Annotated in this window: 10 protein-coding genes; 6 read left to right on the top strand and 4 right to left on the bottom strand. The window is 70.9% G+C overall.

Going from position 1 to position 12457, the window contains the following annotated elements; genetic code table 11:
• The first annotated feature begins 45 nt into the window (after positions 1 to 45).
• Entirely contained in the window at positions 46 to 345 is a 300-nt protein-coding gene (locus OG780_RS12770; RefSeq protein ID WP_328447687.1) for a hypothetical protein, read from the top strand.
• Between the two features lie 372 nt (positions 346 to 717).
• On the opposite strand, the gene OG780_RS12760 is transcribed toward OG780_RS12770, so the two are convergent.
• Positions 718 to 1710: a CAP domain-containing protein gene (locus tag OG780_RS12760; protein ID WP_328447685.1), complete on the bottom strand. Its 993-nt coding sequence runs from the start codon at positions 1708 to 1710 to the stop codon at positions 718 to 720.
• 153 nt (positions 1711 to 1863) lie between these two features.
• Between OG780_RS12760 and OG780_RS12755 the strand changes: the two genes are divergently transcribed.
• The 3 genes from OG780_RS12755 to smc all read left to right on the top strand — a co-directional run bounded on the left by OG780_RS12755 (position 1864) and on the right by smc (position 6541).
• Positions 1864 to 2145 (top strand): acylphosphatase, encoded by a 282-nt coding sequence (locus OG780_RS12755; RefSeq protein WP_328447682.1) that lies wholly within the window; start codon positions 1864 to 1866, stop codon positions 2143 to 2145.
• Positions 2146 to 2527: 382 nt separating this feature from the next.
• Positions 2528 to 2731 (top strand): hypothetical protein, encoded by a 204-nt coding sequence (locus tag OG780_RS12750; protein ID WP_028802434.1) that lies wholly within the window; start codon positions 2528 to 2530, stop codon positions 2729 to 2731.
• A gap of 207 nt (positions 2732 to 2938) precedes the next feature.
• Entirely contained in the window at positions 2939 to 6541 is a 3603-nt protein-coding gene (smc, locus tag OG780_RS12745; protein ID WP_328447679.1) for a chromosome segregation protein SMC, read from the top strand.
• A 52-nt stretch (positions 6542 to 6593) separates the two neighbouring features.
• Here smc and OG780_RS12740 read toward each other — a convergent pair whose 3' ends face one another.
• The gene (locus OG780_RS12740) at positions 6594 to 6938 is read right to left on the bottom strand and encodes a DUF4326 domain-containing protein (protein ID WP_328447677.1); all 345 of its coding nucleotides are present in this window, start codon (positions 6936 to 6938) and stop codon (positions 6594 to 6596) included.
• Positions 6939 to 7546: 608 nt separating this feature from the next.
• Between OG780_RS12740 and OG780_RS12735 the strand changes: the two genes are divergently transcribed.
• Entirely contained in the window at positions 7547 to 8965 is a 1419-nt protein-coding gene (locus OG780_RS12735) for a sugar porter family MFS transporter (protein WP_328447675.1), read from the top strand.
• A gap of 132 nt (positions 8966 to 9097) precedes the next feature.
• Here OG780_RS12735 and OG780_RS12730 read toward each other — a convergent pair whose 3' ends face one another.
• The gene (locus OG780_RS12730; RefSeq protein ID WP_326785296.1) at positions 9098 to 10066 is read right to left on the bottom strand and encodes an LLM class flavin-dependent oxidoreductase; all 969 of its coding nucleotides are present in this window, start codon (positions 10064 to 10066) and stop codon (positions 9098 to 9100) included.
• Positions 10067 to 10415: 349 nt separating this feature from the next.
• On the opposite strand from OG780_RS12730, the gene ftsY reads away from it, so the two are divergent.
• Positions 10416 to 11618 carry a signal recognition particle-docking protein FtsY gene (ftsY, locus tag OG780_RS12725; RefSeq protein ID WP_326785295.1) on the top strand — a complete coding sequence of 401 codons (1203 nt, stop codon included), beginning with the start codon at positions 10416 to 10418 and terminating at the stop codon, positions 11616 to 11618.
• A 95-nt stretch (positions 11619 to 11713) separates the two neighbouring features.
• Here ftsY and OG780_RS12720 read toward each other — a convergent pair whose 3' ends face one another.
• A complete protein-coding gene (locus tag OG780_RS12720; RefSeq protein WP_328447673.1) occupies positions 11714 to 12376 on the bottom strand; it encodes a bifunctional DNA primase/polymerase in 663 nt (220 codons plus the stop codon).
• Positions 12377 to 12457: the final 81 nt, after the last annotated feature.

Genomic DNA, 12457 nt, shown 5'->3' with positions numbered 1-12457 from the left:
GCACGTCGATTGCCAGGGGGTCTTCTGCTGCGCGACCATCGCCGGATGACGGATGAGGGTCGGAAGCTGACGCGGGTTGTGCAGACGTGTTCTGCCTACCCGTCGCAGTGGAATGCCTGGACGGCAGACGGCCAGTACCTGTATCTCCGATACCGGCATGGTGTGGGCTGCGTCGAGTGGCATCCGGGCCCTGAGGATGACGCCGATACGCCGGACTCCTGGAACGAGGGCCTCTCGGGGCTCCTGATCGAATGGGACGACGGCACCAAGTGCGGCGTCATCAGCCTTGAGGACTTCCTCGTGGCAGCGGGTCTGGTGCTGGCGCCGGGTGCCTCGGTGAGCTGAGGCCGTGGCACGCGGTCAGGAACCGGTCCGCCCGCCATGGCATCGCTGACCTTCGTCGGGCCCATGGGCTATCGCCGGACCGGAACCGCTTCAACGACCACGAATGGCGGCCGGCAGTTCGAGCCGCGTGCGTCGAGACCGGGCGGGACAACGGCATGCACACCCTGCGGCGCTTCTACGCCTCGGTGCTGTGGACGCGGGGGAGAGCGTCAAGGCTGTCAGCGAGTCGGGGGACCATGACCCCGGCTTCACGCTGCGGACGTATACGCACCCGATGCCGTCAGCCGGGACTCGGACCCGGGTCGCCGGGTGCCCCGGAAACACGACATGGCCGACCCCTCGAGCGGGTCGGCCATGTGATCTGGGGCTGTCTCAGTAGCCGAAGTCCTGCGTCCACCAAGGGCCGCCCTCGGCGAAGTGGACTCCTACGCCGAGGGTCTTGAAGTCGCAGTTCAGGATGTTGGCCTTGTGGCCGGGGCTGTTCATCCAGGCCTCCATGACGGCTGCCGCGTCGGCCTGGCCGCGGGCTATGTTCTCGCCGCCGAGGCTGGCTATCCCGGCCGTCGCCGCACGGTCCCACGGGCTGAGCCCGCTCGGGTCGGTGTGGTCGAAGAAGTCACGCACCGCCATGTCCTCGCTGAAGGCCTGGGCCAGGTCCGTCAGGGCACTGTTCGCGGCGACCGGGCTGCAACCGACCTTGGCGCGCTCGTCGTTGACGAGCTTGAGCACCTCGGCCTCGGCGGCGGTCTGAGCGGACACGTCCACCGGGGTCTTGGCGACCGGGGCCTTCGTCTCCTTCTTGGAGGGCTTCGAAGCTTCGGGAGCCTTGGGCTCCTTCGTCTTCTCCTCCTTGGAGGCTCCGTTGCCCTGCTTCTTCGGCGGCTCCGTCGTGGTCGGAGCGGCCGACGGCGACGTGGAGGTCGAGGGGGCGACGGTCGAGGGGGTCGTCGCGCGACCGGAGCCGCGGCTGGTCGACGTGCCCTCACGGGAGTCCGCGCTGCCCGAGGTACCGCCCTGCTGGGTCTCCACGCTGGAGGGCGAGCCCGCGGCCTGGACGCTGTCGGAGTTGTGGCTGCCACCACCGAGCGCGTAGTTGTCGCTGCCGGGCACGACACCGGCCGCGACGGCCACGGTGCCGAGGGCCACGGCCGCCGAGACGCCGAGCAGTCCCGTCTTGACCGGGCTCGGACCCTTCCGCTTGCGGTGCGAGCGGGCCGCGGCGGCGGACGGGAGATCGGCGACGGCCGCATAGCCGTACAGGTTCTCCGGCCCGTAGCTTTCCGTGTGGGTCCCGCTCGTATCTGTGACTCCGGTGGCGCGCCCTGTGGCGGCGCGGCCGGCGTCGGAGCGTCGGTGGCGTCCCATCTCTTGGGCCTTCCTCGATCTCGAGTCAGCGATCCTCACCTGAACCTCACCCTAAAGAGTGAGTTTCTAGTGAGACTCATTGGGTCGGGACGGTACCCCATGGCGCAAGGGGAGGATGTGCTCCAGGAGACATTGTCCGGTTAGCGTGCAGCCATGAACGAGGTTTCACGGCTGGTCGTCTGGGTCCGCGGGCGGGTCCAAGGTGTGGGTTTCCGCTGGTTTACGCGGGCCAGGGCGCTGGAGATCGGGGAGCTGAGTGGTTTTGCTCTCAATCTCGACGACGGACGCGTCCAGGTGGTCGCGGAGGGCCCCCGAGCCGGCTGCCAGAGTCTGCTCGACTGGCTCCAGGGAGACGACACGCCCGGCCGGGTGGACGGAGTGACTGAGATCTGGGACACGCCCCGCGGGATCTACGACGGCTTCGCCATCCGCTGACGGTGATGCCCGCGAAGGCCCCCGGAAGGTGGCGTGGAGTATGCCAACGGCACCCGTCAGTAGCGGAAAGGGCCTGGTGGTTGCCAAGAACGGCTCGAAGTGGCAGGCTCCCGAGATAACGATGATCCCGACGCCCTGAGGGCCCCGCCGGAGTCGCAGCGCCGCCGCTTCACAAGCCGCGCGACAGTGGGTTGCCCGCCGATACGGGGTGTGATCGTGTTGACCGTCAAACTTTTTGGTGAGACGCTGAAAGCCCCGCGCACCTTAGCTGTTTGGCATGTGGAACGGCAGCAGGACATCAGCAGTGTCAAGCATCGCGGGTGCGATTCCCTCACGACCCACACCGCTTCGGTCGGTCACTCAGTGTGGAGGACCATCCATCATGGCAAAGGCGCTTCTCGGTTACGTCGGCGGTTCCGACCCGCGACTCATTGCCGAGATGCGACGGCTCCAGCAGCGCGTCCAGGACCTTGAATCCGAGCTCGTACGGATCCAGGCCGAGAACGACGCGCTCGCGGCTGCCGCTTCTCACGACTCGCTTCTCGAGAGCATCGACGTACCCCAGGCGGAGCCTGCGCTCACCTGACCACTGCACCGCACCATGACAGCAGTGGTTGGGCAGCCCTAATCAACCGCTAAGTTGTCGGATTTGCAAGGGACGCCGTCCGGCGTCCCTTCTTTCTTTCCCCCGGGCACCCCTCCCCCTCTTCAACGTCTGGTGTGCCCTGCGCGTTCATGGGCGAAACCGCGCGTTCATGGAGTGAGACCGGCCCGAAAGGTAGAGTCCAGCGGCGTGCACCTCAAGGCCCTGACCCTGCGAGGGTTCAAGTCGTTCGCCTCCGCGACCACGCTGCGGTTCGAGCCGGGCATCACCTGTGTCGTGGGCCCCAACGGCTCGGGCAAGTCCAACGTCGTGGACGCGCTGAGCTGGGTCATGGGCGAGCAGGGGGCCAAGTCCCTGCGCGGCGGCAAGATGGAGGACGTCATCTTCGCCGGCACCACCGGGCGTCCGCCGCTCGGCCGTGCCGAGGTCTCCCTCACCATCGACAACTCCGACGGGGCGCTGCCCATCGAGTACGCCGAGGTCACCATCACGCGGATCATGTTCCGCAACGGCGGCAGCGAGTACCAGATCAACGGCGACACCTGCCGACTGCTCGACATCCAGGAGCTGTTGTCCGACTCCGGCATCGGCCGTGAGATGCACGTCATCGTCGGACAGGGCCAGCTCGACTCCGTCCTGCACGCCGACCCGATGGGCCGCCGCGCCTTCATCGAGGAGGCGGCGGGCGTCCTCAAGCACCGCAAGCGCAAGGAGAAGGCGCTGCGGAAGCTGGACGCGATGAAGGCGAACCTCGCCCGCGTCCAGGACCTGACCGACGAACTGCGGCGCCAGCTCAAGCCGCTCGGCCGGCAGGCCGCCGTGGCCCGCCGGGCCGCGGTCATCCAGGCCGACCTGCGCGACGCCCGGCTGCGGCTCCTCGCCGACGACCTCGTGCGTCTGCGCGGGGCGCTCCAGTCCGAGATCGCCGACGAGGCCGCGCTCAAGGAGCGCAAGGAATCCGCCGAGGCCGAGCTGAAGAAGGCACTCCAGCGGGAGGCCCTGCTGGAGGACGAGGTACGGCAGCTGACGCCGCGTCTCCAGCGCGCCCAGCAGACCTGGTACGAACTCTCCCAGCTCGCGGAGCGGGTGCGCGGCACGGTCTCGCTGGCGGACGCGCGGGTGAAGAGCGCCACCTCGGTGCCCGCGGAAGAACGGCGCGGACGCGACCCCGAGGACATGGAGCGTGAGGCCGCCCGCGTCCGCGAGCAGGAGGCCGAACTCGAAGCGGCCCTGGAGGCGGCCGAGCGGGCCCTGGAGGACACCGTCGCGCACCGCGCCGAACTGGAGCGCGAACTCACCGTCGAGGAGCGCCGGCTCAAGGACGTGGCCCGCGCCATCGCCGATCGCCGCGAGGGCCTCGCCCGCCTGGGCGGCCAGGTCAACGCCGCCCGTTCGCGCGCCGCCTCCGCGCAGGCCGAGATCGACCGCCTCGCCGCCTCCCGCGACGAGGCCCAGGAGCGCGCGGTCACGGCCCAGGAGGAGTACGAGCAGCTGAAGGCCGAGGTCGACGGTCTCGACGCGGGCGACGCCGACCTCGCCGAGCAGCACGAGGCGGCCAGGCGGGCCCTGTCCGACGCGGAGGCCGCGCTGACCGCCGCCCGCGAGGCCGCCACCGCCGCCGAACGCAAGCGGGCCGCCACCCGGGCCCGCCGTGACGCCCTCGCCCTCGGCCTGCGGCGCAAGGACGGCACGGGAGCGCTGCTCGGTGCCACGGACCGGCTCACCGGGGTCCTCGGTCCCGCCGCCGGACTGCTCTCGGTCACCCCCGGCTTCGAGGTCGCGCTCGCCGCCGCGTTCGGCGCGGCCGCCGACGCCGTCGCGGTCGCCACCCCGGCCTCGGCCGCCGAGGCCATCCGCCTGCTGCGCAAACAGGACGCGGGCCGCGCGGCCCTGCTGCTCGCCGGAACACCCGAGGAACCCGGAGCCGAGGCCCACGCCGGCGCCGGACCGGCGGACGGTGCCTCCAGGGACGTACCCCTCGACCACGACGCGCCGCCGTACGCCGCCGATCTCGTCCGGGGCCCCGCCGAACTGATGCCCGCCGTACGACGCCTGCTGCGCGGGATCGTCGTCGTCGGCACCCTGGAGGAGGCCGAGGACCTGGTCCACGCGCGGCCCGGACTCACCGCGGTGACAGCCGAGGGCGACCTGTTCGGGGTGCACTTCGCGCACGGTGGGTCCGCCGGAGCGCCCAGTCTGCTCGAAGTGCAGGCCTCCGTGGACGAGGCGGCGGCCGAACTGGAGGAACTGGCCGTACGCTGCGAGGAGTTGACCGAGGCGCAGCGGATGGCGACCGAGCAGCGCAAGGAACGGGCCGCGCTCGTCGAGGAGTTGGGGGAGCGGCGGCGGGCCGCCGAGCGGGAGAAGTCGTCCGTCGCTCAGCAGCTCGGCCGGCTGGCCGGGCAGGCGCGGGGCGCCGCGGGCGAGGCCGAGCGGAGCACCGCGGCGGCCGCCCGAGCGCAGGAAGCGCTCGACCGGGCCGTGGTCGAGGCCGAGGAACTGGCCGAACGGCTCGCCGTGGCCGAGGAGATGCCCGTCGAGGAGGAACCCGACACCTCGGTACGGGACCGGCTCGCCGCGGACGGCGCCAACGCGCGGCAGACGGAGATGGAGGCCCGCCTCCAGGTGCGCACGCACGAGGAGCGGGTCAAGGGACTCGCCGGACGGGCCGACTCGCTGGACCGTGCCGCCCGCGCCGAACGCGAGGCACGCGCGCGTGCAGAACAGCGGCGCGCCCGGCTCCGCCACGAGGCGGCCGTCGCCGCGGCCGTCGCCTCCGGTGCACGGCAACTGCTCGCGCACGTCGAGATCTCGCTCGCCCGTGCCGAGGAGGAGCGCACCGCGGCTGACAGCGCGAAGGCCCGCCGTGAGCAGGAGCTCGTGACCGCGCGGGGCCAGGGCCGCGATCTCAAGGCGGAGCTCGACAAGCTCACCGACTCGGTGCACCGGGGCGAGGTGCTCGGCGCCGAGAAACGGATGCGCATCGAGCAGCTGGAGGCGAAGGCGCTGGACGAACTCGGCGTCGAGCCGGCGGGACTCGTCGCGGACTACGGCCCCGACCAGCTCGTACCACCGTCGCTGCCCGCCGAGGGCGAGGAGCTGCCCGAGGACCCCGAGCACCCGCGCAACCAGCCGCGGCGGTTCCACCGTGCCGAGCAGGAGAAGCGGCTCAGGTCGGCCGAGCGGGCGTACCAGCAGCTCGGCAAGGTCAATCCGCTGGCCCTGGAGGAGTTCGCCGCGCTGGAGGAGCGCCACAAGTTCCTCAGCGAACAGCTGGAGGACCTCAAGAAGACACGCGCCGACCTTCTCCAGGTGATCAAGGAGGTCGACGAGCGCGTCGAGCAGGTCTTCACCGAGGCGTACCGGGACACCGCCCGGGAGTTCGAGGGCGTCTTCAGCCGGCTGTTCCCGGGCGGCGACGGGCGGCTCATCCTGACCGACCCCGACAACATGCTCACCACCGGCGTCGACGTGGAGGCCAGGCCGCCGGGCAAGAAGGTCAAGCGGCTCAGCCTGCTCTCCGGCGGCGAGCGGTCGCTGACCGCCGTCGCGCTGCTCGTGTCGATCTTCAAGGCGCGCCCCAGCCCGTTCTACGTGATGGACGAGGTCGAGGCCGCGCTGGACGACACCAACCTCCAGCGGCTGATCAGGATCATGCAGGAGCTGCAGGAGGCCTCCCAGCTCATCGTGATCACGCACCAGAAGCGCACGATGGAGGTCGCCGACGCGCTCTACGGCGTCTCCATGCAGGGCGACGGCGTCTCGAAGGTCATCAGCCAGCGCCTGCGCTGATCGCCGGGGGCGCCGCCCGCGGTTGTCCGCCCGGTTCCGGTCCGGGCGCCGCCTATGGCCGATCGTCCGGTTCCGGCAGATCCGCGCCCGCGCCCTCGTCGGCGAGTTCGGCGAGCACCTCGGCGTGGCAGCGCTCGGGGACGCACCAGCAGCCGAGGCGGTGGCCGCGCAGGGCGGGGAGCCGGGCCAGCAGCTCCGGGCGTGCCAGCAGATAGGCCCGGTACATCTCGACGACCTCCTCCCGGGTGCCGTCGTGGCCCGGTCGGAACGGGCTCGCCAGCGGAGAGCCGGCCAGATGCCAGCCGCCCCGGTGCATGGCGCGCCCCACGTACACGACGTCGGCGTACGCGGGATCGTCGCGGTGACCCTTGAGGTTGACGACCGTGGTCTGCGGCATGCCCGGATCCTCGCGGCTCCGAGGGGCGCGGGCAACGCGGACACGGCCGGCGCCGGGACGGGCGTCCGGCGTCCCTCCGCGGACTGCGACCCGTGCCTCGCGCCACGCGCCTCGCGGGCGGCTCCTGGCGGGCGGGCTCTTCGCGTGCCGCTGGGCCGTCGGTCCGCTGGCCCCGCCCACCGCATGCCGCACGTCACACCTCGGGCGCCGTTCGTGACCGGCGCCCCGGAACAGCCCTTGTGCCCACCGTCCGAGCCGGTGGTTCCGGCGGGCCCGGTCAGCCGAACGGGTCGGCCGCGGGCAAGCCGACGCGCTGGGGATCCGCCGACTTCACCCGGCGGGGCGCGAGTTCGGCCGGGTGGGCCTCGTGGGCTTCGTTGGGCCATTCAGGCACTTGATGTTCAAGTCTTGAACACAACTACACCATGTCGGCGGGAGATATTCACAAGTACCCAAGTTTGACTTCGAAAGTTGAAGGCATATTCTCTCCGACGTTGCTTTTACCTTCAGGTGGTGGCCCGCGTGAACCTGTGCGCCACTGGTAACCACCAACGAAGGCTTTCGCCCCCCACCCCCGGCAGCGAGGCCGGTGGCCCGAGGAGTCTTACGTGACCAGCGCATCGCAGGCACCTGTGCCAGGAGTCAAGCCGGCTCCTCCCGAGCATCTCGGGCATGTCATCTTCATCGCGGCGGCGGCCGCGATGGGCGGCTTCCTGTTCGGCTACGACAGCGCTGTGATCAACGGCGCGGTCGAGGCCATCCGGAGCCGCTACGACATCGGCTCCGCGGCCCTGGCCCAGGTCATCGCCATCGCGCTGATCGGCTGTGCCATCGGTGCCGCGACCGCCGGCCGCATGGCCGACCGCATCGGCCGCATCCGCTGCATGCAGATCTCCGCGTCGCTCTTCACCGTCAGCGCCATCGGCTCGGCGCTGCCCTTCGCGCTGTGGGACCTCGCTTTCTGGCGCATCATCGGCGGATTCGCCATCGGCATGGCCTCGGTCATCGGCCCCGCCTACATCGCCGAGGTCTCCCCGGCCGCGTACCGCGGACGGCTCGGCTCGTTCCAGCAGGCCGCGATCGTCGTGGGCATCGCCATCTCGCAGCTCGTCAACTACGCCATCCTGAACGCCGCGGACGGCGACCAGCGCGGTCAGCTCCTCGGCGTCGAGGCCTGGCAGGTCATGCTCGGCGTCATGGTCGTCCCGGCCGTCCTCTACGGTCTGCTCTCCTTCGCCATCCCCGAGTCGCCGCGCTTCCTGCTCGAGGTGGGCCGCAGGGACCGTGCCCGTGAGGTGCTCAAGGAGGTCGAGGGCGACAAGATCGACCTGGACGCCCGCGTCGCCGAGATCGAGCACGCCATGAAGCGCGAGCACAAGTCGACCTTCAAGGACCTGCTCGGCGGCGGCTTCCTCTTCCTGCCGATCGTCTGGGTCGGCATCGGCCTCTCGGTCTTCCAGCAGTTCGTCGGCATCAACATCGCGTTCTACTACTCCGCGACGCTGTGGCAGTCGGTCGGCGTCGACCCGACGGACTCGTTCTTCTACTCGTTCACCACGTCGATCATCAACATCATCGGCACCGTGATCGCCATGATCTTCGTGGACCGCATCGGCCGTAAGCCGCTCGCCCTCATCGGCTCGGTGGGTATGGCCATCGGTCTCGGCCTGGAGGCCTGGGCCTTCTCCTACGACCTGGTCGACGGCAAGCTGCCCGCCACCCAGGGCTGGGTCGCCCTGATCGCCGCGCACGTCTTCGTCCTCTTCTTCGCCCTCTCCTGGGGCGTCGTGGTCTGGGTCTTCCTCGGCGAGATGTTCCCGAACCACATCCGCGCCGCCGCGCTCGGCGTCGCCGCCTCCGCGCAGTGGATCGCCAACTGGGCCATCACCGCGAGTTTCCCGTCGCTGGCCGACTGGAACCTCTCCGGCACCTATGTGATCTACACGTGCTTCGCCGTCCTCTCCATCCCCTTCGTGCTCAAGTTCGTCAAGGAGACGAAGGGCAAGACCCTGGAGGAGATGGGCTGACCGCCCGTGTCACCGGCGGCTCCCCACGGCCGCCGGTGATTCCCCGGAACTCGGGGAGAAGGGCCAAGTCCCCGCTGCCCCTCTCCCCGTACTCGTGAAAGAGGGCGTGCTGCCCCGGCCCGGACCGTCAGGTCACGCGAGCCGGGGCAGCACGCTTTCGCAGAAGAGATGCAGACTGCGCCAGCCCTCGTCCACGGGCATCCCGCCGGACAGCGGATGCAGGACGAGGTTGTCGAGGCCCTGCTCCACGCACTGGTCGGGCGTGAGGACGCGGTAGACGCCCTCGGCGCGCAGCTCCCCGACCGTCGTGGCCGCCGACTTCACCGCCGAGCGGATCTCGCCGGACTGCCAGGAGGCGTACGTCCGCGCCTCGTGCAGGAAGTGGCGGCCGTACTCGGCCCAGGCCCGGTCCGGGTCCTCGGCGATGTGCAGCAGCGGCGTCTCGGCGCCGGGCATCATGGTCCAGCCCTCGGTGCCGTACTCGATGAGCCGCTCCTTGTAATAGGCCTCCAGCTCGGGCAGGTGCGCGCTCGGGAAGAACGGCAGCCCGAGCCGGGCGGCACGCCGGGCCGCGGCCCGGGACGAGCCGCCCACCAGCAGCAGGGGGTGCGGGTCCGAGAACGGGCGCGGGGTGACCCGTACCGTGCGGCCGCGATAGGTGAACTCCTCGCCGGTCCACGCCTTCAGCAGCGTCTCCAGAAGCTCGTCCTGGAGTTTGCCGCGCCGCTTCCAGTCCACGTCGAACTGCGCGTACTCCTCGGGCCGGTAGCCGATGCCGGCCACGGTCACCAGGCGGCCGCCGCTGAGCAGGTCGAGTACGGCGATGTCCTCGGCCAGACGCAGCGGGTCGTGCAGCGGGCCGATGACCGCCGAGACCGTGACCGCTACATGCCGGGTCGCTCCGAAGACCGCGCCCGCGAACGCGAAGGGCGAGGGCAGCCAGTTGTTTGCGGCGCCGTGGTGTTCCTCGGTCTGCACCGTGGTGATCCCGCGGTCGTCGGCGTACGTGGCCATCTCGACGGCGGCCCGGTAGCGGGCGCTGAGCGAGGCGGGGGTGGCGTCGGGTTCGACGAGGTTGAAGCGCACGACCGTCACGGGCATGGGGAGCCCCCTTCGTGTGTGGAGGGGGACGGTAGCTGACGGGGCGTCAGGTTGCCAGAGCGTGGAACCGGTGGAGTCTGCCCATGGGAGGTGACGTTGCGGTAAGGGTGTGTCACGGCCCACGGCATGGGCCGTGACACACCCTGGGTACGTTGCGCGCATCCGTACATACCCCGTGAAACCAGAGCAGTCGGCTTGCCGCCGCTGATACTGGGGGCGTTGTGACTCCGCCCTGAAGGCTTCCCGTCGACGCGCGGCCGAGCGGCGGACCAGCCCGGCCCGCGGGGGCACGCGGCCCCCGCACGGACAACGCCTGGCCGGAGGACAGGTCACGCATACTGGGCTTGTTATGGAAACCATCATCCTTGCTGTAGTCATCGCCGTGGTGGTGATCGGCGCAATCGGTGGGCTCGTCGTCGGCAGTCGCAAGCGGAAGCAGCTGCCCCCGCCGCCCCCCGCCGCCCCCGACATCACCGCCCCTCCGGCCGAACCGCACGTCGGCGACGAAGCCGAGACGCCGCGCGAAGAACCGCGCCGCACGATAGAGGAGGTGGATCTCTCCGACGGCCCGGCCGCCCCGTCGGTCGTCGTCGAGGAACCTCCGGCAGCCCCCCAGATCGAGATCCCGGAGCCGACCGCCGGGCGTCTGGTGCGCCTGCGCACCCGGCTCTCCCGCTCGCAGAACGCGCTCGGCAAGGGGCTGCTCACGCTGCTCTCGCGCGAGCACCTCGACGACGAGACCTGGGAGGAGATCGAGGACACGCTGCTCGTCGCCGACGTCGGTGTGCAGCCCACCCAGGAACTGGTCGACCGGCTGCGCGAGCGCGTGAAGGTGCTCGGCACGCGGACGCCGGACGAGCTGCGCGGTCTGCTGCGCGAGGAGCTGATCCAGCTGCTCGTCCCGGAGTTCGACCGCGTCGTCAAGACCGACTCGAACCTCGACACCCCGGGCATCGTCATGGTCGTCGGGGTCAACGGCACCGGCAAGACCACCACCACCGGCAAGCTCGCACGGGTGCTCGTCGCCGACGGCAAGAGTGTCGTGCTCGGCGCGGCCGACACCTTCCGCGCCGCCGCCGCCGACCAGCTCCAGACCTGGGGCGAGCGCGTGGGCGCGCGTACCGTCCGCGGCCCCGAGGGCGGCGACCCCGCCTCGGTCGCGTTCGACGCGGTCAAGGAGGGCATCGAGGAGGGCGCGGACGTCGTCCTCATCGACACGGCGGGCCGGCTCCACACCAAGACCGGCCTCATGGACGAGCTCGGCAAGGTCAAGCGCGTCGTGGAGAAGCACGCGCCGCTCGACGAGGTGCTGCTCGTGCTCGACGCGACCACCGGGCAGAACGGTCTGGTGCAGGCGCGTGTGTTCGCCGAGGTCGTCGAGATCACCGGCATCGTGCTGACCAAGCTCGACGGCACCGCGAAGGGCGGCATCGTCATCGCGGTGCAGCGCGAGCTGGGTGTCCCGGTCAAGCTGGTGGGGCTCGGCGAGGGCGCGGACGACCTGGCGCCGTTCGAGCCGGAGGCGTTCGTTGACGCCCTTATCGGCGAGTGACCATCCGCGTGAACGCGTAGTGACCGAAGAAGCGCCCGCCCCCGCAGTGCTGCCGGGGGACGGGCGCTTCGTCCTGTACGGACCGCTCCGGCGCGTCAGGCCCGCGAACGGTGTGCCACGTAGGCGAGCGTGCCCAGCAGCAGCCTGGCCGGAGGCGGCTTCGTGGCGGAGTCGAGAACGGGGGAGCGCAGCCAGCGGACCGGGCCGAGCCCCGCCCGGTCGGAGGGCGGGGCGGTGATGAACGTGCCCGGGCCCAGGCCGTGCAGGTCGAGAGAGGCGTCGTCCCAGCCCATGCGGTAGAGCAGCTCGGGAAGTTCGGCGGCGGAACCGGGGGAGACGAAGAAGTGGGCGCGGCCGTCCGCGGTGGCCGTCACGGGGCCGAGCGGCAGACCCATGCGCTCCAGCCGGACGAGCGCGCGGCGCCCCGCCGGCTCGGCCATCTCGATCACGTCGAAGGCCCGGCCGACCGGCAGCATCACCGCGGCGCCCGGGAAGCCGGCCCAGATGTCGGTCGCCTCGTCCAGCGTCGTGCCCGCCGGGATCGTCGGGGCGAAGGCCAGGGGGTGCGCACCCGGCGCCGGGCAGTCGGCCCGGCCGCACGAGCACGCCCCCGCGGCGGCTCGGGCACCCGGGACCACGTCCCATCCCCACAGTCCGGTGAACGCGGCTACGGCGGTGCCCTCCGACGAGCGGCCGCGGCGACGTGCACCGGTCCGGATGTCGCGCATCGCCCGACTACTGCCGATCGTGAAGCCCATGCCCCCTCCAACGGGTCCGGTGCGCCCGTGGTTACGTGACGGAACCGGATTGTCACCCTCTGTTCCTGCCTGCCCGTTATC

The sequence above is a fragment of the Streptomyces sp. NBC_00386 genome (assembly GCF_036063235.1).
Lineage (GTDB): Bacteria > Actinomycetota > Actinomycetes > Streptomycetales > Streptomycetaceae > Streptomyces.
This window is presented reverse-complemented; position numbering and strand designations above follow the sequence as displayed.